Source organism: Streptomyces sp. NPDC003248, from assembly GCF_055563235.1.
In genome coordinates, this window is the sequence record NZ_JBVHDT010000010.1 from 104,472 (window position 1) to 126,292 (window position 21,821).

At 72.4% G+C, this 21,821-nt stretch carries 20 protein-coding genes and 1 pseudogene; 6 read left to right on the forward strand and 15 right to left on the reverse strand.

The window, feature by feature from the left end; genetic code table 11:
- Positions 1-141: 141 nt before the first annotated feature.
- The 4 genes and pseudogenes from ACZ3KJ_RS23220 to mgt all read left to right on the forward strand — a co-directional run bounded on the left by ACZ3KJ_RS23220 (position 142) and on the right by mgt (position 4,506).
- Positions 142-1,122, forward strand: coding sequence for a carbohydrate ABC transporter permease (locus ACZ3KJ_RS23220; RefSeq protein ID WP_467529900.1), 981 nt, complete (start codon positions 142-144; stop codon positions 1,120-1,122).
- Complete coding sequence (locus ACZ3KJ_RS23225) at positions 1,119-1,952, forward strand: carbohydrate ABC transporter permease (protein ID WP_467529627.1); 834 nt, start codon at positions 1,119-1,121, stop codon at positions 1,950-1,952. Before ACZ3KJ_RS23220 ends, ACZ3KJ_RS23225 begins: the two co-directional genes overlap by 4 nt.
- Positions 1,952-3,229: an ABC transporter substrate-binding protein gene (locus ACZ3KJ_RS23230; RefSeq protein ID WP_467529629.1), complete on the forward strand. Its 1,278-nt coding sequence runs from the start codon at positions 1,952-1,954 to the stop codon at positions 3,227-3,229. The genes ACZ3KJ_RS23225 and ACZ3KJ_RS23230 overlap by 1 nt, the downstream gene beginning before the upstream one ends.
- Before the next feature lie 43 nt (positions 3,230-3,272).
- Positions 3,273-4,506 (forward strand): annotated as a pseudogene (mgt, locus tag ACZ3KJ_RS23235) (macrolide-inactivating glycosyltransferase).
- A 111-nt stretch (positions 4,507-4,617) separates the two neighbouring features.
- On the opposite strand, the gene ACZ3KJ_RS23240 reads toward mgt, so the two are convergent.
- Positions 4,618-6,930: an MMPL family transporter gene (locus tag ACZ3KJ_RS23240; RefSeq protein ID WP_467529631.1), complete on the reverse strand. Its 2,313-nt coding sequence runs from the start codon at positions 6,928-6,930 to the stop codon at positions 4,618-4,620.
- Positions 6,931-7,285: 355 nt separating this feature from the next.
- Here ACZ3KJ_RS23240 and ACZ3KJ_RS23245 point away from each other — a divergent pair, with 355 nt between their 5' ends.
- On the forward strand, positions 7,286-7,834 hold the full coding sequence (locus ACZ3KJ_RS23245) for a DUF1697 domain-containing protein (protein WP_467529633.1): 549 nt from the start codon (positions 7,286-7,288) through the stop codon (positions 7,832-7,834).
- Positions 7,831-8,091 carry a hypothetical protein gene (locus tag ACZ3KJ_RS23250; RefSeq protein WP_467529635.1) on the forward strand — a complete coding sequence of 87 codons (261 nt, stop codon included), beginning with the start codon at positions 7,831-7,833 and terminating at the stop codon, positions 8,089-8,091. The genes ACZ3KJ_RS23245 and ACZ3KJ_RS23250 overlap by 4 nt, the downstream gene beginning before the upstream one ends.
- Positions 8,092-8,230: 139 nt before the next feature.
- Here ACZ3KJ_RS23250 and ACZ3KJ_RS23255 read toward each other — a convergent pair whose 3' ends face one another.
- The 14 genes from ACZ3KJ_RS23255 to ACZ3KJ_RS23320 all read right to left on the reverse strand — a co-directional run bounded on the left by ACZ3KJ_RS23255 (position 8,231) and on the right by ACZ3KJ_RS23320 (position 21,655).
- Positions 8,231-8,971 carry a sirohydrochlorin chelatase gene (locus ACZ3KJ_RS23255; protein ID WP_467529636.1) on the reverse strand — a complete coding sequence of 247 codons (741 nt, stop codon included), beginning with the start codon at positions 8,969-8,971 and terminating at the stop codon, positions 8,231-8,233.
- Positions 8,972-8,977: 6 nt separating this feature from the next.
- Positions 8,978-9,892, reverse strand: a complete 915-nt coding sequence (locus tag ACZ3KJ_RS23260) for an ABC transporter permease (RefSeq protein WP_467529638.1) — start codon at positions 9,890-9,892, stop codon at positions 8,978-8,980.
- The gene (locus ACZ3KJ_RS23265; protein ID WP_401693136.1) at positions 9,879-10,688 is read right to left on the reverse strand and encodes an ABC transporter ATP-binding protein; all 810 of its coding nucleotides are present in this window, start codon (positions 10,686-10,688) and stop codon (positions 9,879-9,881) included. The genes ACZ3KJ_RS23260 and ACZ3KJ_RS23265 overlap by 14 nt, the downstream gene beginning before the upstream one ends.
- Positions 10,689-10,700: 12 nt before the next feature.
- Entirely contained in the window at positions 10,701-11,807 is a 1,107-nt protein-coding gene (locus ACZ3KJ_RS23270; RefSeq protein ID WP_467529640.1) for an aliphatic sulfonate ABC transporter substrate-binding protein, read from the reverse strand.
- A gap of 230 nt (positions 11,808-12,037) precedes the next feature.
- Positions 12,038-13,372 carry a sulfate adenylyltransferase subunit 1 gene (locus ACZ3KJ_RS23275; RefSeq protein WP_467529642.1) on the reverse strand — a complete coding sequence of 445 codons (1,335 nt, stop codon included), beginning with the start codon at positions 13,370-13,372 and terminating at the stop codon, positions 12,038-12,040.
- Between the two features lie 2 nt (positions 13,373-13,374).
- Positions 13,375-14,319 (reverse strand): sulfate adenylyltransferase subunit CysD, encoded by a 945-nt coding sequence (gene cysD / locus ACZ3KJ_RS23280; protein WP_467529644.1) that lies wholly within the window; start codon positions 14,317-14,319, stop codon positions 13,375-13,377.
- Complete coding sequence (gene cysC, locus ACZ3KJ_RS23285) at positions 14,316-14,876, reverse strand: adenylyl-sulfate kinase (protein WP_467529902.1); 561 nt, start codon at positions 14,874-14,876, stop codon at positions 14,316-14,318. Before cysC ends, cysD begins: the two co-directional genes overlap by 4 nt.
- A 62-nt stretch (positions 14,877-14,938) precedes the next feature.
- A complete protein-coding gene (locus ACZ3KJ_RS23290) occupies positions 14,939-15,658 on the reverse strand; it encodes a phosphoadenylyl-sulfate reductase (RefSeq protein ID WP_467529646.1) in 720 nt (239 codons plus the stop codon).
- Complete coding sequence (locus ACZ3KJ_RS23295) at positions 15,655-15,837, reverse strand: hypothetical protein (RefSeq protein WP_385066436.1); 183 nt, start codon at positions 15,835-15,837, stop codon at positions 15,655-15,657. Before ACZ3KJ_RS23295 ends, ACZ3KJ_RS23290 begins: the two co-directional genes overlap by 4 nt.
- Positions 15,834-17,531: a nitrite/sulfite reductase gene (locus ACZ3KJ_RS23300; protein WP_467529648.1), complete on the reverse strand. Its 1,698-nt coding sequence runs from the start codon at positions 17,529-17,531 to the stop codon at positions 15,834-15,836. Before ACZ3KJ_RS23300 ends, ACZ3KJ_RS23295 begins: the two co-directional genes overlap by 4 nt.
- 128 nt (positions 17,532-17,659) lie before the next feature.
- Positions 17,660-17,743: a putative leader peptide gene (locus ACZ3KJ_RS23305; RefSeq protein ID WP_309486338.1), complete on the reverse strand. Its 84-nt coding sequence runs from the start codon at positions 17,741-17,743 to the stop codon at positions 17,660-17,662.
- A gap of 127 nt (positions 17,744-17,870) precedes the next feature.
- The gene (locus ACZ3KJ_RS23310) at positions 17,871-18,443 is read right to left on the reverse strand and encodes a GNAT family N-acetyltransferase (RefSeq protein ID WP_467529650.1); all 573 of its coding nucleotides are present in this window, start codon (positions 18,441-18,443) and stop codon (positions 17,871-17,873) included.
- A 46-nt stretch (positions 18,444-18,489) separates the two neighbouring features.
- On the reverse strand, positions 18,490-19,782 hold the full coding sequence (locus tag ACZ3KJ_RS23315; protein WP_467529651.1) for a hypothetical protein: 1,293 nt from the start codon (positions 19,780-19,782) through the stop codon (positions 18,490-18,492).
- A gap of 589 nt (positions 19,783-20,371) precedes the next feature.
- Positions 20,372-21,655: a GAF domain-containing protein gene (locus tag ACZ3KJ_RS23320; protein ID WP_467529904.1), complete on the reverse strand. Its 1,284-nt coding sequence runs from the start codon at positions 21,653-21,655 to the stop codon at positions 20,372-20,374.
- Positions 21,656-21,821 lie beyond the last annotated feature (166 nt).

Here is a 21,821-nt window from a genome sequence, read left to right on the forward strand (position 1 = left end):
TACCGCTGTGCCGTGTGCCGCGGGGGCCGTCTCCGGCCCCGGGGACGGCGCCGGAATCCGGCCGTCCGACGGCCAGTCTCGCATTCGTACAGGTGGGGCCGTGTGCGCGGTGCCTTGACGGCGTACCGCCCCTTCACGACCATGGCGGAGCCCGCCGGAGCCGCCGGGAAGGGGGATCGCTTCGTGCCGACGACGACCGAGGAGAGCCGTACGGTGCGCCGCGCGCCCGGCACCGGCCCGCCGGTCCGGCGCACCGGGAGACCCGGCGCCTGGTTCCTCGTCCTGCCCGCGCTGATCCCGGTCCTGGTGCTGAGCGCCGGCCCGCTGCTGTACGGCATCCTGCTGGCGTTCACCGACGCCCAGTCGGGGCGGACCACGCCCACGCAGTGGATCGGCGCGCTCAACTTCCGGGACCTGTGGCACGACACGCTGTTCTGGGAGTCGTTCCGCATCGGGCTGGTGTGGGCGGTCGGGGTGACCGTCCCGCAGTTCCTGCTCGCCCTCGGCCTGGCGCTGCTGCTCGACCAGGAGCTGCGGCTGCGCTGGCTCGCCCGCGCCCTCGCGATCGTCCCCTGGGCGATGCCCGAGGTCGTCGTCGGCATCATGTGGCGGCTCGTCTACAGCCCCGACGCCGGTGTCCTCAACGAGACCCTGCGCGACCTCGGCCTCGGCGACGGGCGGGACTGGCTGAGCGGCCTGTCCACCGCCCTGCCCGCGGTGATCGCCGTCGGCGTCTGGGCGGGCATGCCGCAGACCACCGTCGCCCTGCTCGCCGGGCTCCAGAACACCCCGCGCGAACTGCACGAGGCCGCCGCGGTCGACGGCGCGGGCCCCTGGCGCCGCTTCCGCACGGTCACCTGGCCCGCGCTGCGCCCCGTCGCCCTCGCGATCACGGCCCTCAATTTCATCTGGAACGTCAATTCCTTCGCCCTGGTCTACGTCCTGACCAGCGGCGGCCCCGGCGGCCGCACCCGGCTTCCGATGCTCTTCGCCTACGAGGAGGCCTTCCGCTACGGGCAGTTCGGCTACGCGGCGGCGATGGGATGCGTGATGGTCGTGGTGATCTCGGTGCTGCTCGCCCTGTTCCTCGTGGGCCGGCTCAAGGGGGGCGACGAGACATGAGGACGAGCACCGCGGGCCGGGCCGGCCAGTACCTCGCCCTGCTGGCCTATCTCCTCTTCCTGGCCTTCCCCTTCCTGTGGCTGGTCTCCACCGCCTTCAAGTCGCCCAGGGAGCTGGGCGGTCTGCACCCGTCGTGGATCCCGGCGGACCCCACCCTCGCCAACTTCCGGCAGGCCTTCGAGGAGCAGCCGCTGCTGCGCGCCGCGGGCAACTCCCTGCTGGCCGCCGCAGGGGCCGCGCTGATCGCCGTACTGCTCGCCGCACCCCTGGCCTACACCGTCGCCCGCCGGCGCACCCCGCTCGCGCGCGCCGCGACGGGCTGGGTGGTGGTCAGCCAGGCGTTCCCGCTCGTGCTGGTGATCGTCCCGTTGTTCCTGGTGCTGAAGAACCTGCGGCTGATCGACTCCCTGGCGGGGCTGGTCATGGTGTACGTGGTGTGGGCGCTGCCGTTCGCGCTGTGGATGCTCGTCGGATACGTGCGCGCGGTGCCCGTCGAGCTGGAGGAGGCGGCCGCCGTCGACGGGGCCGGACGGCTGCGCACGCTGGTGTCGGTGACGGCGCCGCTGCTCGCGCCGGGGATCGCGGCGACCGGACTGTTCGCCTTCGTCACCGCGTGGAACGAGTTCTTCTTCGCGCTGGTGCTGCTGAAGTCGCCGGAGAAACAGACCCTGCCGGTCGTCCTCACCCACTTCATCGGGGCCGAGGGCGTCGCCGACCTCGGGCCGCTGGCGGCCGCCGCCTTCCTCGCGACGCTTCCCTCGCTCGTCGTCTTCGCGGTGATCCAGCGGCGGATCACCGGCGGGATGCTCGCCGGGGCGGTGAAGAGCTGATGCGCGCGGCGGCCGCGGGCGTCCTCGCGCTGGTCCTGCTGCTGGCGGGCTGCGCGGGCGGCGGCGACGGCGACGGAGGCCCGGTGACCCTTCGGTTCCAGTCCCTGGCCTGGCAGGAGGAGTCCGTCGAGGCCAACAAGGAGCTGGTGGCGGAGTGGAACGCGGCCCACCCGGACGTCCGGGTGGAGTACGTCCAGGGAAGCTGGGACAGCGTCCACGACCAGCTCCTGACCTCCTTCGAGGGCGGCGAGGCACCGGACGTCATCCACGACGCCTCCGACGACCTCGCGGACTTCGCCCACGGCGGCTACCTCGCCGACCTCACCGGCCTGCTGTCCGAGCGGCTCGAGGCCGACATCCCGCCGCGCAGTTGGGAGACGACGGCCTTCGGGGACGGCGTCTACGGCGTGCCCTTCCTCCAGGAGCCGCGGGTCCTCATCGCCAACGCGACCTGGCTGAGGCAGTCGGGGGTGCGCATCCCGACGCCCGAACGGCCGTGGAGCTGGACGGAGTTCCGGGAGGTCACCGAGCGGCTCAGCGGCGACGGCCGGTACGGCGTGGCCTGGCCGCTGAAGGACCCCGTCTCCGCCACCCTCAACCTCTCCCTGTCGGCGGGCGGCCGGCTCTTCCACCGGGGCGCCGACGGCAAGGTCACGGTCCGCTTCGAGGAGGGCGACGAGGTCGTGCCGCGCACCGTCCACGACCAGGTCGGCGTGGACGGCAGCGCCCCGGACTCGCTGCTCGGCAGCGGCGGCTCCGACACCCTGCCCGGCTTCTTCGCCGGCAAGTACGCGATGGTCCCGCTGGGCTTCTCCTACCGCCAGCAGATCGTCCAGCAGGCCCCCGAGGGCTTCGACTGGCAGGTGCTGCCCGCCCCGGCCGGCGCTGACGGGCTCACCCAGGGCGTCAGCCCGCAGACCCTGTCCATCGCCGAGGACAGCCCGCACAAGGAGGAGGCCGCCGCGTTCATCGACTACCTCCTCCAGCCGCCGAACATGGTGCGGCTGGCCCTGGGCGACTGGATGCTGCCCACCGGCACCCGGGCCCTCGCCGACCCGGCCCTGCGCACCACCGAGGACGACTGGGCGACCGGCACCGCGCTCGCCGGCCATCTGAGCCCGGCGCCCGCCCAGTCCGTCCGCGGCTACCCGGAGTGGAAGGACAAGGTCGCCACCCCCGCCTTCCAGGAGTACTACAGCGGCGCGATCGGCCTGGGCGAGCTGCGGCGACGGCTGGAGGAGGACGGGAACCTGGTACTGGCGCGCTACCAGCGCTGACGGCGTGGCCCACCCCGCCCCGGGGAACGCGGGAGGGACCCCAATTCGATTGCACGAGACGTATCGTCTCGCCTACGGTCGACGACATGACCGCTCCCGCCCACATCGCCATGTTCTCCATCGCCGCCCACGGCCATGTGAACCCCAGCCTGGAGGTGATCCGGGAACTCGTCGCGCGCGGGCACCGCGTCACCTACGCCGTCCCGCCCGCCCTCGCCGGCAAGGTCGCCGGGACCGGCGCCGAGGTGAGGCCGTGGCACTCCACCCTGCCCTCGCCCGACGCCGACCCGTCGGCCTGGGGGACCACCCTCCTCGACAACGTGGAACCCTTCCTGGACGACGCGATCCAGGCGCTGCCCCAGCTGACCGAGGCCTACGCCGGGGACGAACCCGACCTCGTCCTGCACGACATCGCCTCCTACCCGGCCCGCGTCCTCGCCCACCGCTGGGGCGTGCCCGCGATCTCCCTCTCGCCCAGCATGGTCGCCTGGGAGGGCTACGAGGAGGAGGTCGCCGAGCCGATGTGGGCCGAGCCGAGGAAGACCGAACGCGGCCGGGCCTACTACGCCCGTTTCGGCGCCTGGCTGGCGGAGAACGGGATCACCGAGCACCCCGACTCCTTCGCCGGCCGGCCCGCCCGCTCCCTGGTGCTCATCCCCAGGGTGCTCCAGCCGAACGCCGACCGGGTCGACGAACGGGTGTACCGCTTCGTCGGCGCCTGCCAGGGCGACCGCGGTGCCGAGGGCGCCTGGACGCGGCCCGCCGGGGCCGCCAGGGTCGTCCTCGTCTCGCTGGGCTCGGCCTTCACCAAGCAGCCCGACTTCTACCGTGCCTGCGTGGAGGCCTTCGCGGAGCTGCCCGGCTGGCACCTGGTGCTCCAGATCGGCCGACACGTCGACCCGGCCGAACTGGGCGACGTGCCCGCGCACGTGGAGGTGCGCTCCTGGGTCCCGCAGTGGGCGGTCCTCCAGCAGGCCGACCTGTTCGTCACCCACGCCGGCGCCGGCGGCAGCCAGGAGGGGCTGGCCACGGCGACCCCGATGATCGCCGTACCGCAGGCCGCGGACCAGTTCGGGAACGCGGACATGCTCCAGTCGCTCGGTGTCGCCCGGCAGCTGCCGACGCGGGAGGCGAGCGCCGAGACCCTGCGGGCCCTCGCCCTCGCCCTGGTCGACGACCCCGAGGTCGCCCGGCGGCTGAAGGAGATCCGGGCCGGCATGGCGCGGGAGGGCGGCACGCGCAGGGCGGCCGACCTCATCGAGGCCGAACTGCCGTAGCGGCGCGGGCGCGTGGAGCGGCGCGTACCGCTACGGCGGCGCGCGCACACGAGGGGGCCCGTCGACTCCCCTGTGGTCGACGGGCCCCCGGCCGGAGGAAGGCGGTGCGCGTCAGACCCGTACGGGCTCGCCCTCGTCGTCGTGCGTCACCGGCGCGGCGACGGCGTCCGGCGCCTCGTCGTGGGTGAGGTCGGGCAGCCGGTGCAGCCACTTCGGCAGGTACCAGTTGCGCTCGCCCAGCAGCGCCATCACCGCCGGGAGCAGCACGCCCCGGATCACCGTCGCGTCGATCAGGACCGCCGCCGCGAGACCCACGCCCATCTGCTTCATGGACTGCATGGACAGCGTGCCGAAGATCGCGAAGACGGCGACCATGATGACGGCGGCGCTGGTCACGACACCCGCCGTGGTGACGACGCCGTGGGTGATCGCGTCCCTCGTCGTCCGGCCCCGCAGCCGTGCCTCACGGATCCGCGAGACCACGAACACGTGGTAGTCCATCGACAGCCCGAACAGGATCACGAAGAGGAACAGCGGCAGCCAGGTGACGATGGCGCCGACGCCCTCCGCGCCCACCAGGGAGGCGCCCCAGCCGTGCTGGAAGACCGCCACGAGGATGCCGTAGGCCGCCCCCACCGACAGCAGGTTCAGCACGATCGAGGTGAGCGCGATCGTCAGCGAGCGGAACGACAGCAGCATCAGCCCGAAGGCGAAGACCACGACGAAGGCGAAGACCGGGACGACGGCTCCGGCGAGCTGGTCGTTGAAGTCCTTCGAACCGGCCACCTGCCCGGTGATCGGCGCCTCGACGCCGTCGACCGCGCCGAGGGTCGCCGGCCGCACCTCGTCCCGCAGCATGTCCAGGCTCGCGCCCACCTTGTCCAGATCGGAGCCGCCGACCAGCGGCACGTACACGAAGGCGACGTTCTGCGCGTCGTGCAGCTTGATCTCGACGGGCCCGCGCGAGGCGCCCGAAGCGACCGCCCGCTCACGGAAGTCGGCGAGCGCCGCCCGCACCTCGGGCGCGTTGATGTCCTTCGCCTTCACGACGACCTCGGCCGGCTCGGAGCCGCCGGGGAACGCCTCGTTGAGCCGGTTGTACGTCTGGACGATGGGCAGCGAGTCGCCGAACTCCTGGTCCAGGGTGAGCTGCTGGGTCTTCATGCCGAGCGCGGGCGCCGCGACGGCGAGCAGGGCGCCGGTCGCGACGACCACGGAGACGACGGGCTTGGCGAGCACACCCTTGAGGACGGCCGTCCAGAACCGGCTCCCGCCGTTGCCGCCGTTGCCGCCGTTGTCACCGGTGCCGGTGGTGCGGGCGGTGCGTGCGGTGCGTGCGGTGCCGGTGGTGCCGCGGCGCCGCAGGAAGGGGATCCGGCCCTTCTCGACCCGCTCGCCCAGCAGCGACAGCAGCGCGGGCAGCACCGTCACGGAGCCGACCATCGCCACGGCCACGACCATCAGCGAGGCCAGGCCCATCGCCTCGAACTCGGCGAGCCCGGTGAACAGCATGCCCGCCATCGCCACGCACACCGTCACACCGGAGACGACGATCGCACGGCCACTGGTCGCGGCGGCGATCCGCAGCGCGGTCTGCGGGTCCCGGCCGGCGGCCCGCTCCTCACGCTCCCGGCGCAGGTAGAACAGGCAGTAGTCGACGCCGACGGCCAGACCCACCAGCAGCATCACGGAGTTCGCGGTGTCGCTCATCGGCATGACGTGGCTGACCACGCCCATCAGGCCCATCGTCGCCACGATCGCGGTGATCGCCAGCAGCACCGGCAGCAGCGCCGCGACCAGCGCGCCGAAGGCGATGAGCAGAATACCGAGGGCCACCGGCACCGCGGAGTACTCGGCCTTCTGGAAGTCGTCCCCGAAGGCGTCGTCGAACGTCTTCATCATGCTGGCGCCGCCGATCTCCTCGATCCGCAGCGACGCGTGGTCCTCCTGCACGCCCTGGACGGCCTCCAGCACCGGCTCCACCCGCTCGCCCGCGGTGGCGGAGTCGCCCCTGATGTCGAACTGCACCAGCGCGCTGCGGCCGTCCTCCGAGATCGTCCGCGTGTCGTACGGCGAGGTGACGTCGGTGGCCTCGCCGGTGCCCTCGACGGCCGTGACGACCGCCTCGACGGCCGCGCGGAACTCGGCGTCGGTGGCCTTCAGTTCGCCGTCCTTCGCCTGGACGAGGACCGTCTCACCGGCCGGCTCCTCGATCCCGGCGTCCTCGACGATCCGGGCGGCGGTGTGCGTCTCGCCCTTGAGCTGGTCGCTGTCGTCGACGTCGACCCGGCCCGCCGCCGACCCGAGCCCCATGGCCAGGACGACGAACAGCACCCAGATGCCGACGGCCGCCCAGCGGTGCCGGGCGCTCCAGCCGCCGGCCCGCGCGGCGATGCCCCGCACCCGTGAATCTCCGTTCCCCATGACGGGCTGCCCCCTCGAGGTGCGGTGGCGGCCCCCTGCCGCCACCTTCCGCTTCGACGGTAGGGGCGGCATAAAGCCATCTCGTCGTACTGCCCGGTGAGGTACCGGCCGCACGGCTCCTCCCCTCGGACCCCGGCGCCTCACCGCACGGGAGGAGGCGGGCCCTTACATCTATGCCGGCGGTCTCGGGGGCCGTGATCAGGGGCGCGACGCGGCCGCCCGGTCCGTCCGGCAGCGTTCCCCTTCCACCAGAGTTTCGCCAACCCGTCCCGCCGGACCGGGCCCCGCGGCCACCGCGCCCACCCCCACGGGGCGCGGCGGCCGACCTGGGACAGAAGCGCCCTAGGGTGGGCGGATGACGACGACATACGCGACGCTGCTGCGCGGCATCAACGTGGGCGGGGCCCGGAAGGTCCCGATGGCCGACCTGCGCGCCCTCCTGGAAGGCCTCGGACTCGGCGGTGTGCGCACCTATCTCCAGAGCGGCCAGGCGGTCTTCTCCTCCGCTCACGGGGACGAGGACACCCTCGCCGCGGAGATCGCGGGCGCGATCGAGACGCGGTTCGGGTTCGGCGTCGACGTGATCGTGCGCGACCACGCCTATCTGAGGGCCGTCGCCGAGGCCTGCCCGTTCCCGGCCGCCGACCTGGAGGCCAGACAGCTCCACGTCACCTATCTCTCCGCCCCCGTCGGGCCCGACCGCTTCACCGGCATCGACCGGGCCGCCTTCCTGCCCGAGGAGTTCCACCTCGGCGACCGCGCCTTGTACCTGTACGCCCCCGACGGCCTGGGCCGCTCCAAACTCGCCGAACAGCTCTCCAAGCCCCGAGGGAACAAGCGGCTGATCGCCACCACCCGCAACTGGAACACCGTGGTCAAGCTGGTGGAGATGACCGGGGGGTGACCCCGCCGCGGGGCGGAGGCGAGATCACGTATCTCGGCCGCCCCCACGGCGTACCGACACCGTTGAACGAACTGCTGCAACACCTCGCGAACACCTTCGCGCACGAGCGCCGGCCGCCCGGCTCGCTGCCCCTGAGGGAACTGGCCCGGCTGGCCGACGAGGCCGTCGAGGCCGCTGAGGCAGGGTCCGCCGGGTCGGCCGGGTCGGCCGGGTCCGCGGAGTCCCCGGAGCCCGCCCGGTCCGGCCGGGAGATCTGAGCGCACGCCGTCCCGGCGCGCGGAACCGGTTCACCGCGTGACCGGCTTACGGCGGGACCGGTTCACGGCGGGACCGGTTCACGGCGGAACCGGCTCACCGCGGAACCGGCTCACGCCGTGACGCGCCGGACCGGCGCCCCTACGCGCCGATGGCGGTTAGCCGGGGCACCCGGGCCGCGTCGTAGCGTTCCAGCAGCACCCGCGCCACCTCGGGCGCCGGGCCCAGCACCTCGGCGAGGACGTCCGCCCCGGCCGCGCCCCGCGCGATACGGTCCGGCAGGAAGCCGGGTGCCAGGACGTAGGGGGCGACCGCCACCGTCGAGCAGCCCAGTTCCCGCAGCTCGCGCACCGCGTCCTCGGTGCGCGGCAGGGAGGCGGAGGCGAACGCGGGCCGCACGGCGCACCAACCGGTGTGCCACCACTCCCGCGCGATATCGGCGATCACCGCGATCGCCTCCGGGTCGGTGGACCCCGCCGAGGCCAGCACGACCCCGGTGGAGGACCTGTCGGCGGGCGACAGCCCCGCCTCGTACAGCCGCCGTTCCAGCGCGGACAGCAGCAGCGGCGACGGTCCGAGGACCTCCGCCTGGCGGATCCGCAGCCGCTGCGGCGCGTCCCGCAGGACCGCCGGGATGTCCGCCTTCGCATGGAAGGCGCGCGTCAGCAGCAGCGGCAGTGCCACGACGTCACGGACGCCCTCCGCCGCCAGGGACTCCAGCACCCCCTGCACGGACGGGACGTTGAAGTCCAGGAAGCCGGTCTCCACGCGCAGCCCGGGCCGCAGCGACCGCACCCGGCGCACCAGGGCGTGGACGGTCGCCGCGTGCCGCGGATCGCGGCTGCCGTGGGCGATGACGAGGAGGACCGGCTCTCTGTGCATGGGATGTCAGCCCTTCACCAGCAGACCCCGGCCGCGCAGCACCCGCCGCTCCAGCGGACTGAAGATCAGCAGGTCGATCGCGATACCGACGAACAGGATCAGGATGATCGCCTCGAAGACCATCGACATGGAGCTGGCGTTGCGGCCGTTCTCCAGCAGCGCGCCCAGGCCGACGCCCAGGTCGGGGGAGGAGGCGATGATCTCCGCCGCCATCAGCGAGCGCCAGGAGAAGGCCCAGCCCTGTTTCAGACCGCCCAGGTAGCCGGGGAGCGCGGCGGGCAGGACGATGTGCCAGGCCCCCTTCAGCCCGGTCGCGCCCATCGTGCGGCCCGCCCGCAGGAACAGCGGCGGCACCTGGTCGATGCCGGAGACCAGGCCGTTGGCGATGGACGGGACCGCGCCGAGGAGGATCACCGCGTACATCATCGAGTTGTTCAGGCCCAGCCAGATGACGGCCGGCGGCACCCAGGCCACCGACGGCAGCGACTGGAGTCCGGACAGGATCGGCCCGATGGCCGCGCGCACGAACTTCACGCGGGCCACCAGCAGCCCCAGCGGGGTGCCGATGGCGAGCGCCAGCAGGAAGCCCAGCAGACCGCGCGAGACGCTGGTCCAGATGTATCCGAAGAACCTGCCTTCCAGCCAGGCGTCGCGGAACTCGCCGCCGACGTCGGCGGGCGAGGGCAGCTTGGTCGGATCATCGACGATCTTGAAGGAGACCAGGGCCTGCCAGACCACCAGGACCACCGCGACGGCGACGACCGGCGGCAGGACCTTGCCGACGAAGGTCTGACGGAAGGACGTACGGCTGGTGACACCGGTCTCCAGGGCGTCCAGGCCCGCCTCGACCGAGGCGGTCTGCCGGTCGTCGTCGGCGCTCCCGGTCCGCTCGTCCGTCGTCTTCGTCTCAGTGCTGGCCATGACGGCGGATCTCCCCACGCAGGACTTCTGTGATCTCCAGGGACAGTTCGGCCACGGGGGCGTCCTCGATGCGACGGGGCTGCGGAAGGCCGACCGTCCACTCGCGGGCCACCCGGCCGGGCCGGGAGGAGAGCAGGATGACGCGCTGGGCGAGCCGTACCGCCTCCCGCACGTTGTGCGTGACGAACAGGACCGACAGTCCGGTCTCCGACCAGATGCGGGTCAGTTCGTCGTGCAGCACGTCCCGGGTGATGGCGTCGAGGGCCGCGAACGGCTCGTCCATCAGCAGCAGCCGGGCGTCCTGCGCGAGGGCGCGCGCCATCGCGACACGCTGGCGCATACCGCCGGACAGCTCGTGCACCCGCTTGCCGTACGAGCCCTTCAGACGGACCAGTTCGAGCAGTTCCTCGGCCCGGTCGCGCCGTTCGTTCTTCGCGACCCCGCCCAGCTTCAGGGCGAGCTCGATGTTCTTGCCCGCGGTCAGCCACGGGAACAGGGCGTGCTCCTGGAACATCAGAGCGGGACGCCCGTCGGTGCTGATGCTGCCGGCGGTGGGCCGGTCGAGCCCCGCCACCAGGTTCAGCAGCGTGGACTTGCCGCAGCCGGAGGCACCCAGCAGGGTGACGAACTCGCCCGGCGCGACATCGAGGCTGATGTCGTCCAGGACGAGTTGCTGCCCCGCGGGCCCGGCGAAGGACTTCGAGACGTGCTCGATGCGGGCGGCGTACCCCACCGACTCGGCGCTGTCCGCCTTGACGAGGGTCGTGGCCATGGTCGTCACCTCCTGGGAACTCATGCGACTGGGGCTCTACTCGGCGCCGAGGCCGGCGTCGTCGGCGGTGCTCTCGCCCTCGGCCGCGAGGACCTTGTTCAGGAGGGTGAGGTCGTAGATGCCGTCCAGCTCCGGGTCCTCCAGCAGGCCGGCCTGCACCGCGTGCGCCGCCTCGGTCTTGAGGGTGGAGGCGAGCGGGTCGTCGGTGAACCGGATGGACTCCCACGCCGGGTCCAGGACGTCCGCGGGCAGTGCCGCGCCGGAGTCCGACTCCAGCTGCGCGTTGGCGGCGGTCTTCGCCTCGTCGGGGTGGGCGCCGATGTACGCGTTGGCCTCGACCGACGCCTTCAGCACGGCCTCGACGGCCTTCGGGTGCTCCTCGAGGAACGTCTGCGACACGATGATGTTCGTGATCACGAACTTCTTGTCGGGCCACAGGTCCGCTTCGTCGATGAGCACCTTGGCGCCCTCGGACACCAGCTTGGAGGCGGTGGGCTCGGGCACCCAGGCGCCGTCGATGGAGCCGGACCTGTAGGCGTCGGGGGTGGTCTTGTTGTCGGTGCGGACGACGGAGACGTCGCCCTTGCCGCTCTCGGCGTCGACCTTCCAGCCCTGGTCGGAGATCCAGTTGAGGAAGGCGACGTCCTGGGTGTTGCCGAGCTGGGGGGTGGCGATCTTCTTGCCCTTGACGTCCTTCACGGACTTGATCTTGTCCGGGTCGACGACGAGCTTGACGCCGCCGGAGGCGGAGCCGCCGATGATGCGGAGGTTCTTGCCCGAGGACTTGGTGTAGCCGTTGATGGCGGGGGAGGGGCCGATCCAGCCGATGTCGAGGGAGCCGGAGTTGAGGGCCTCGATCTCGGACGGCCCCGCGTTGAACACCTGGTAGGTGGCCTTGGTGGCGCCGAGGGCCTTCTGGAAGTAGCCCTTGTTCACCCCGACGAGCGCGGTCCCGTGGGTCAGGTTGCCGAAGTAGCCGATCTTCACGGAGTCGAGTCCGTCGATCTTCTCCGCCCCGGCGGCGATCTGCTGGGCGGACGACGCGTCCTGGGCCCTCGACCCGTAACCGCAGGCGGCGAGGGCCAGCAGGGGGAGGACGGCCATCACCGCGAAGGCACGGCGGAGGCTGGGTGTGGCAGGCACGGGAGGTGTTCCTCTCGTTGGCCCGGCGGTCACGGTGTGGCTGGTCGTGGCCGGGAGTTCGGCAAGTCTGTTCGTCTCGTCCGGGACGGTGCTCGGCGGGTGAGGTCGCGCGGACGCGGCGCGGACCTCACCACGCACCTCGCGCCACTGAGCCCTGCCCGCGGCCGAGCGGGCCGCTGCCGACGCGGCCGCCCCCCTTCGGGCACGTCACGCAGTGGCCGGTGGTCATGTCAGAAGTCCCACCCGTCGTCCTCGGCCTCGTCCCGTACGGGCTCGGGGGCCGCGAACGACTCGCCGACCATGCCCGCCGTGAGCGTGGTGCCGTCGCTGGGGTCGATCAGGATGAACGAGCCCGTGCGGCGCGAGTCGGCGTAGGAGTCCACCGGCAGCGGCTCCGCGGTGCGGATCTTCACCCGGCCGATGTCGTTGGCGACGAGCTGCCCCGGGTGCGGGTGCAGGGAGAGGTCGTCGAGGGTGAGGCGGGACGGGATGTCCTTGACGATCGCCTTGACCGTGCGGGTGCCGTGCTTGAGCAGCACCCGGTGCCCGACGGTCAGCGGCTGGTCGGCGACGTGGCACACGGTGGCCTCGACGTCCTGCGTGGTGGCCGGCGCGTCCTTGCTCGGCACGATCAGGTCGCCGCGCGAGACGTCGATGTCGTCCGCGAGCAGCAGCGTCACCGACTGCGTCGTCCACGCCACGTCGACGGCCCGGCCGAGCAGGTCGATCCCGGCGACCGTCGTCGTCCGCCCGGACGGCAGGACGGTGACCTGCTCGCCCACCCGGAACGTGCCGGCGGCGATCTGGCCCGCGTAGCCCCGGTAGTCCGGGTGCTCGGCGGTCTGCGGCCGGATCACGTACTGCACGGGCAGCCGCGCGTGGCAGTGCGCCAGGTCGTGGCTGACCGGGACGGTCTCCAGGTGCTCCAGGACGGTCGGGCCGCCGTACCAGTCCATGTGGGCGGACGGCTCCACCACGTTGTCCCCGGCGAGCGCCGAGATCGGGATCGCGGTGACCTCCGGGACGCCCAGCTCGGTGGCGTACGCCGTGAACTCCTCGGCGATCGCGGCGAACACGGACTCCCGGTAGTCGACCAGGTCCATCTTGTTCACGGCGAGCACGACGTGCGGGACGCGCAGCAGGGCCGCGATCGCCGCGTGCCGGCGGGTCTGCTCGACGACGCCGTTGCGCGCGTCGACCAGGATCACCGTCAGCTCGGCCGTGGAGGCACCGGTGACCATGTTGCGGGTGTACTGCACGTGGCCGGGCGTGTCGGCGAGGATGAACCGGCGGCGCGGAGTGGCGAAGTAGCGGTACGCGACGTCGATGGTGATGCCCTGCTCGCGCTCGGCGCGCAGGCCGTCCGTGAGCAGCGCGAGGTCCGGGCCCTCCGCGCCACGGCTCGCCGAGGCGCGCTCCACGGCCTCGAGCTGGTCCGTGAGGATCGACTTGGAGTCGTGCAGCAGCCGGCCGACGAGAGTGGACTTGCCGTCGTCGACGGAGCCGGCGGTGGCGAACCGCAGCAGGGTCGTGGCCGAGAGTTCCTCGGTCGTGGTCGTGCTCATGCTTAGAAGTACCCCTCGCGCTTACGGTCTTCCATCGCGGCCTCGGAGAGCTTGTCGTCGGCGCGGGTGGCGCCGCGCTCCGTCAGCCGGGACGCGGCGATCTCGGCGATGACCTGCTCCAGCGTCACCGCGTCGGAGTCGACGGCGCCCGTGCAGGACATGTCGCCGACGGTCCGGTAGCGGACGAGCCGCTTCTCGACGGTCTCGCCGTCCTTGGGCCCGCCCCACTCGCCGCCGGTCAGCCACATGCCGCCGCGCGCGAACACCTCGCGCTCGTGCGCGAAGTAGATCTGGGGCAGCTCGATCTCCTCGCGGGCGATGTACTGCCAGACGTCGAGCTCGGTCCAGTTGGACAGCGGGAACACGCGGACGTGCTCGCCGGGGGCGTGGCGCCCGTTGTACAGGTTCCACAGCTCGGGGCGCTGACGGCGGGGGTCCCACTGGGAGAACTCGTCCCGCAGGGAGAACACGCGCTCCTTGGCGCGGGCCTTCTCCTCGTCGCGGCGGCCGCCGCCGAAGACCGCGTCGAACTTCTCCGACTGGATCTTCTCCGTCAGCGGCAGGGTCTGCAACGGGTTGCGGGTGCCGTCCGGGCGCTCCTTGAGCACACCCCGGTCGATGTAGTCCTGCACCGAGGCGACGTGCAGCCGCAGGTTGTGCCGGGCGACCGTGCGGTCGCGGTACTCGATGACCTCCGGGAAGTTGTGCCCGGTGTCCACGTGCAGCAGCGAGAACGGCACCGGCGCCGGCGTGAACGCCTTGAGCGCCAGGTGCAGCATGACGATCGAGTCCTTGCCGCCGGAGAACAGGATCACCGGGTTCTCGAACTCGCCCGCCACCTCGCGGAAGATGTGCACCGCCTCCGACTCCAGCGAGTCGAGGTGGCTGAGGGCGTACGGGCTGTCGGTGCCCTCTTCGCCCCCCTTGGTCTTGGCGACGGTCGTCACGCCAGTCCCCTCTCGCTGAGCAGCGCGTAGACCGACGCCGCGGACTCCTGCACGGTCTGGTTCTGCGACTCGATCCGCAGATCGGGCGACGCGGGCACCTCGTACGGGTCGTCGACGCCGGTGAGGCCGGACAGCTCGCCCGCCGCCTGCTTGGCGTACAGGCCCTTGACGTCGCGCTCGCTGCACACCTCGACCGGGGTCGCCACGTGCACCTCCACGTAGGCCGTGCCGCTCGCCTCGTGCCGCTTGCGGACCGCGTCACGGCTGTCGGCGTACGGCGCGATCACCGGCACCAGCGCCTTGACGCCGTTGCGGGCGAGCAGATCGGCGAGGAAGCCGATGCGCTGCACGTTGGTGTGCCGGTCCTCGCGGCTGAAGCCGAGGCCCGCCGAGATGAACTCGCGGATCTCGTCGCCGTCGAGCACCTCGACGAGGTGGCCTTCCTCGCGCAGCCGGCCGGCCAGCTCGTACGCGATGGTGGTCTTGCCGGCACTCGGCAGACCCGTGAGCCAGACGGTGGCTCCGGTCGTCACGTGATTCTCCTGGGTCGCAGTGATCGCTTCTGTAACAGCAGTAGCAACAGGAGCTGTGGGAGTCGTATGAATGACCTTGGTGTCCGTCATCCGTGCAGCCCGCACTCGGTCTTGGCGCGGCCCGCCCAGCGGCCGGCGCGCGCGTCCTCGCCCTCCAGGACCCGGCGGGTGCAGGGGGCGCAGCCGACGGAGGTGTAGCCGTCCATCAGCAGCGGGTTGGTCAGGACGCCGTGTTCGGCGACGTAGGCGTCGACGTCGTCCTGGGTCCAGCGGGCGATGGGGGAGATCTTGACCTTGCGGCGCTTCTCGTCCCAGCCGACGACCGGGGTGTTCGCCCGGGTCGGGGACTCGTCGCGGCGCAGCCCGGTCGCCCAGGCCCGGTACCCTCGCAGGCCCTCCTCCAGCGGCTGGACCTTGCGGAGCTTGCAGCACAGGTCCGGGTCGCGGTCGTGGAGCTTCGGACCGTACTCGGCGTCCTGCTCGGCGACCGTCCGGCGCGGGGTGAGGGTGATGACGTTCACATCCATCACGGCCTCGACCGCGTCCCGGGTGCCGATGGTCTCGGGGAAGTGGTAGCCGGTGTCGAGGAACACCACGTCGACGCCCTTGCGGACGCGGGACGCCAGATGGGCCACCACGGCGTCCTCCATGGAGGACGTCACACAGAACTGCTCGCCGAAGGTGTCCACGGCCCACTGGAGGACCTCCAGCGCGGAGGCGTCCTCCAGGTCGCGTCCGGCCTGCTCGGCGAGTGCCTTCAACTCGTCCTCGACGCGAGCTTCACGAGCTTCCTGAGCCGTCGTCATATCCGGTCATCCCCTCCGTTGTCGGCTCGCTGAACGCCACGGGCGAGGAGCCCGAGGTACTTCAGCTGGAATGCGCGGTTGCACGCCGCGCATTCCCAGGCGCCGTGGCCCTGCTCGCTGGGACGCAGGTCCTCGTCGCCGCAGTAGGGGCAGTAGAAGGGGGCCGCCCGCTCGCTCATGACAGGGCCTCCTCGGAGGCGCGCGCGGCCCAGGCGGCGAACCGCTCGCCGTCCTCGCGCTCCGCCTGGAACCGCTTCAGGACGCGCTCGATGTAGTCGGGCAGCTGCTCCGAGGTCACCTTCAGGCCGCGGACCTTCCGGCCGAAGCCGGCCTCCAGGCCGAGCGCGCCGCCGAGGTGCACCTGGTAGCCCTCGACCTGCTCACCGCGGTCGTCGAGCATCAGCTGGCCCTTGAGACCGATGTCCGCCACCTGGATACGGGCGCAGGCGTTCGGGCAGCCGTTGAGGTTGATGGTGAGCGGCTCGTCGAAGTCCGGCAGGCGGCGCTCCAGCTCGTCGATGAGCGCGGAGCCCCGCGCCTTGGTCTCGACGATGGCCAGCTTGCAGAACTCGATGCCGGTGCAGGCCATGGTGCCGCGCCGGAACGGGGAGGGCTTGGCGGTCAGGTCCAGCGCCTCCAGGGCCTCGACCAGCGACTCGACCTGCGCCTCCTCGACGTCCAGCACGATCATCTTCTGCTCGACGGTGGTGCGGACCCGGCCCGAGCCGTGGGCCTCGGCCAGGTCGGCGATCTTCGTCAGGGTGGTGCCGTCGACGCGGCCCACGCGCGGGGCGAAGCCGACGTAGTAGCGGCCGTCCTTCTGCCGGTGCACACCGACGTGGTCGCGCCAGCGCTCCACGGGCTGGGCCGGGGCGGGACCGTCGACGAGCGTGCGCTTGAGGTACTCGTCCTGGAGCACCTGGCGGAACTTCTCCGGGCCCCAGTCCGCGACCAGGAACTTCAGCCGGGCGCGGTTGCGCAGCCGCCGGTAGCCGTAGTCGCGGAAGATGGAGACGACGCCCTCGTGGACGTCCGGGACCTCGTCCAGCGGGACCCAGGCGCCGAGCCGGACACCGATCTTGGGGTTGGTGGACAGGCCGCCGCCGACCCAGACGTCGAAGCCGGGACCGTGCTCGGGGTGGACGACGCCGACGAACGCGACGTCGTTGATCTCGTGCGCCACGTCCAGCAGCGGCGAGCCGGAGATCGCGGTCTTGAACTTGCGGGGCAGGTTCGAGAAGGCCGGGTTGCCGATGACCCGGCGGTGGATCTCCTCGATGGCCGGGGTGCCGTCGATGATCTCGTCCTCGGCGATGCCGGCCACGGGCGAGCCGAGGATCACACGCGGGGTGTCACCGCAGGCCTCGGTGGTGGACAGGCCGACCGCCTCCAGCCGGTTCCAGATCTCCGGCACGTCCTCGATGCGGATCCAGTGGTACTGGACGTTCTGCCGGTCGGTGATGTCCGCGGTGCCGCGCGCGAACTCCTGCGAGATCTCGCCGATCACGCGCAGCTGCTGGGTGGTGAGCCGGCCGCCGTCGATGCGGACCCGCAGCATGAAGTACTCGTCGTCCAGCTCCTCCGGCTCCAGGATCGCGGTCTTGCCGCCGTCGATCCCGGGCTTGCGCTGGGTGTAGAGCCCCCACCAGCGCATCCGGCCGCGCAGGTCGTTGGGGTCGATCGAGTCGAAGCCCCGCTTGGAGTAGATCGTCTCAATACGCGTCCGCACGTTGAGACCGTCGTCGTCCTTCTTGAACTGTTCGTTGCCGTTGAGCGGGGTGAAGTGACCCACGGCCCACTGACCCTCACCGCGGTGACGGCTCACCTTGCGGCGGGGCGCGGAGGCGGCAGGGTTCTGCGGGGTGGCGGCCATGGTGAATACGTCCTTCGGGACAGGCGGAATGCGACGCTGACCTGCGCGTACGGGCGCATGGGCATACCTGCGCGCCATTGCGCGGGCGGGAAGTTCTGGAAGGGGTGTGTCGGCGGTGCTGCGGCTCGTCAGCTCGCCGGACAGATGGCGCTGGACATGCGGCCGAGGTCGACGTGCCGCCGACTCACCAAGGCAATTCCAGTTCCAGACATGACGAAAGCGTGTCACGGCGATCTGGACAGAGTCCAGCTTCGTCCGTCATGCGGACACCCTTGTCCCGAAGAGTGAGACAAGGGTGGCATCGGTCACATGTGCTGCACGGTGTCTTGTCCGCGCAGGTCAGGCTGGGTATGCGCCCGGCCAGGGGCCCGGGGCGGCGACCTCGGCCTCCTCCTCGACCTTGGTGTCGAAGAGCCGGAAGCCGCGCCGCAGGTAGTTGTCCATGGCGTACTCGCCGTCCTTGCTGCACGTGTGCAGCCACACCCGCTTGGTCGGCGGCAGCGTGGGCCAGCGGTCCCCCAGGTCCCAGGCGCGGGCCGCGCCGTAGGACAGCAGGTGCCCGCCGATCCGCCGTCCGCGGAAGGCGGGGATCAGGCCGAAGTAACCGATCTCCACCACCGCGTCGTCCCCGGGTTCGAGCTCCACGTACCCGGCCGGCGTGCCCCGGTCGTAGGCCACCCAGGTCTCCAGGCCCGGCCGCTCGAGGTGCTCCTGCCAGCGCGCGTGGCTCCAGCCCAGCCGGTCGGTCCAGCGGATGTCGCCGCCGACGGAGGCGTACAGGAAGCGGCTGAACTCGGGCGAGGGGACCTCGGAGCGGACGATCCGGACGTCGCCCTCGGGCGCGGCGGCCGGCAGCAGGTCACTCGGCGCGGTCTGCTCCAGGGACCAGGTGGTCACGGGGATGTTGGTCATGCCGTTCAGGGAATCATCCGCTCCGCCGGTCTGTCGATCGCGTCCGTCACTTCGCCGCCCGGTCGACGGAGGCCAGGGGCAGCGCGAACAGCACCCGGCCGGACTGCGTCCAGACCTCGCCGGTCCGCGCCGAGTAGGAGAGGGACTCGGTCCGGGTGCTCCAGCAGGTGCGGCTGCCGTCGGCGCCGCAGGTGGCGCCCCGTGCCCCGTCGGTGTCCTGCCGCCACAGCGTCCCGTGCCGGTGGTCCGTGGCGGCCGCCCGGGTCAGGTACCAGGCCGAGCCGTGCGCGAGCACGCCCCGTACCCCGGTCGCCTTCGTGCGGTACGCCTCGGTCACCCGGACCCGTCCGGCCGCGTCGGAGGCGAGGAGCCCGGTCCGGCCGGGCGCCGGATCGAGGGCGTACCGCCACAGCCGGGCGCCCCGGTCGCTGTCGTCGAGGGTCCACTCCCCGGCGACCAGGGTGTCGGGGGAGGTGCTGCGGTCGAGGGAGACGGTGGCCGGGCGCGGGGCGTCCGCGCCGCCGTCCAGCCGGTAGGAGGCGACGGCGGGCAGGACGTAGCGGCTGCCGTACGCCGACCAGCCGCCGGGTACCCGCCCGATCGCCGCACCGCTGACGGTGGCGCGCTGGACGCGGTTCAGGTCGTAGACGTACAGCGCGGTGCCGTCCTCCTCGTCGGCGGTGACCAGCAGCTTGTCCTCGGACCAGGCCATGCCCGAGACACGCGAGACCAGTCCGCGGTAGTCGCGGCCGCCCTCGACCGGTACGGCGAGCAGCGCCCAGGTGTAGGCGAGGCGGTCCGGTTCGCCCGCGTCGACGAAGGCGACCCGGGCCAGGCCCCGGTCGGTGCTCGGGCCGGTGCTGCGCGACCAGCCGGAGAGGATCACCCGGTGCGCGCCCCACAGCCCGTCGTCGTCGGCCTCGCCGGAGGTGGTCACCGCGCCCGGCTGCCAGCCCCGGGTGTCCTCGGCGTCCCAGCAGTAGGCGTGCGTGGCGGAGGGGGAGACGGGGAGCGCCCGCCGCTCCGCGGCCGTACAGCCGGCCGCGTCGCGCAGGGTGCGGTCGGCGTCGTCGAGCACCGCGCCGACGCCGACCGGCGGACCCATCTCCGCGGCGAGCCGGTCCAGGGAGGCCCGCGGCACCAGGTTCTCCGTCAGCCGCAGGGCTTCGGTGTCGGTGGAGGCGGTGAGCGGCTCCAGGGCCCCGGGGCCGTCCGCGACCGTCGCCTGGGAGGCGCTGATCATGGTGGCGGCGGCGGTGAGCGCCAGCGCCGTTCCGGTCAGGAACGCACGCAGTGCCCTGCCCCGCCTGTGCCGGCGATGTCGGCCACGATGTTTCATTCGTCCTCCCGAGGCGGGGCCAACTGCGCCTGTTGATCCTTACGTTGACCGAGGAGCAGGTGGGGTGACCCGTAGGGGGATGCTACGGCAGTGGGCGTCCGCCCGGGCCCGGACCTCGCAGATGTGCGGAAGTCGCGGCGGCACACGCGGGCGCACGGCACGGAAAAGGAGACGAGAGCGCCGTACGGTACGAAATCCGCGTCCGCCCCGGCCACGACGCGAAAGCCGTGGCCAGGGCGGGTGAGGCGCGCCCGGGGCGCCGGGTCCGGGCGCCAGGGCGAGGGCGCCGGGGTGGGGACACGGTCGTCGTGGCTGGGACGTGCTCGTCGTGTCCGAACCGGAACTGACGGCCGACGTGAGGAAGTTCGAGCGGGTGGCGATACCGGGCGACGGTAGGTCAGGTAACGGCATGCCGGGTAGCGGGGTAGCGGGGTAGCGGGGTAGCGGGGTAGCGGGGTAGCGGGGTAGCGGGGTGTCAGGGTGTCGGGCGACGGGATGCCGGGCAGCGGGGTGTCGGGCGACGGGATGCCGGGGAACGGGGCCGGGCGGGGGCGCCGGGGGAGTCGTGGGCGTGGCAGGGCGGCCGTCGTCAGGACACGGGGTCCGTCGCCCGTGCCTCGGCCACGGCGGGCGCCATGGAGTGCGGCAGGAGGTCCTTCGGGTCGTCCGGCAGGAGCACCGCCACCTCCGCGTCCTCGGGGAACCGGTAGGGCCGGTGCTCCAGGAGTCCCCCGAGGTACCGCCGCACCCGGGACAACTCGGCCCGGACGGTCCCCGTCCGCCCCGGATCGCCGAACACGTCCGCCGCCAGCCCCGCCGCACTGCGCCCGCCCCGGTGCACCGCCAGCAGGTACAGCAACTCGGCGTGCCGGGGACTGAGTTCGTGCGACCACGCCCCCGCCCCGCCGGTCACCGCCACCGACCACCGGCGCGGCCGCGTCACGTCCAGCTCGATCCGGGTGGTGCCGCGCGGCAGCGGCTCCGCGGCGCCCTCCAGCGCGCGCACCAGCCAGCCCCCCGCCAGCGGCTCCACCGAGCACAGCCCCAGCACCGGCAGCCACCGGCGGCCCGGCGAGGTCGACCTGGGCAGCGTGATCCGGGCCGCGTACGGCATCCCGCTCACGGCCGCGGTCCAGCCGTCCCGGTCCACCACCGCCGCCCGGCCGCCGAGCCGGGCCAGCACCGGCGCCGCCACCGCCCGCAGCCGCTCCAGCGCCCCCAGGTGCAGCTCGCGCAGCTTCGCCTCGGCGAGCTTGGCCACCGCGTCGACCCAGGCGAGCGTGGCCGGATGCATCGTCTCCAGCGGCCCGCTCACGTCCACCACGCCCAGCAGCCGGCCGTCCCGCGGATCGGTGATCGGGGCGCCGGCGCAGGTCCACGCCGCGTGCGAGCGCACGAAGTGCTCGGCCGCGAACACCTGGACGGGCCGGCGCACCACCGCGGGCGTCCCGATCCCGTTCGTCCCGACGACCTCCTCCCGCCAGTCCGCGCCCACCTCGAAACCCAGTCCGTCGGCCCGGCGCAGCACCGGGGAACAGCCCTCCCGCCACAGCACCCGGCCCTCGTCGTCGGCGACGACCATGATGTGGCGGGCCGCGTCCGCCACCGACAGCAGCCCCTCCCGCAGCACCGGCAGCACCTCCCGCAGCGGTGACCGCTCACGGCGCCGGCGCACCTCGTCCACACTGAGCAGCCCGGCTCTGAAGTCGTGCTCGGGGTCCACGCCGCTGCGCAGCATCCGCTCCCAGGACTGCTCGATCACCGGCCGGGGCGCGATCCTCGTCCGGCGGCCGGAGAGCTTGGCGTCGCGCACCTCGTTGAGCATCCGCGCCGCCCGCGCGGCGTCGACGGCCGCGAGCTGCGGCACGGTCATCGGCGACTTCGCCACTGGAGCCTCCCGGTGAACACACAGTCACAGGACCGGGTGTCAAGCTCCTGCGCCGACTGTTTCCGGTCTCACTCGGGGTCCCATCTTGCCGTCCGCAGGTCACGGAGGGGCACACTCCGGACAGCGAGTCCGACACGTTGCAACCCTCTGC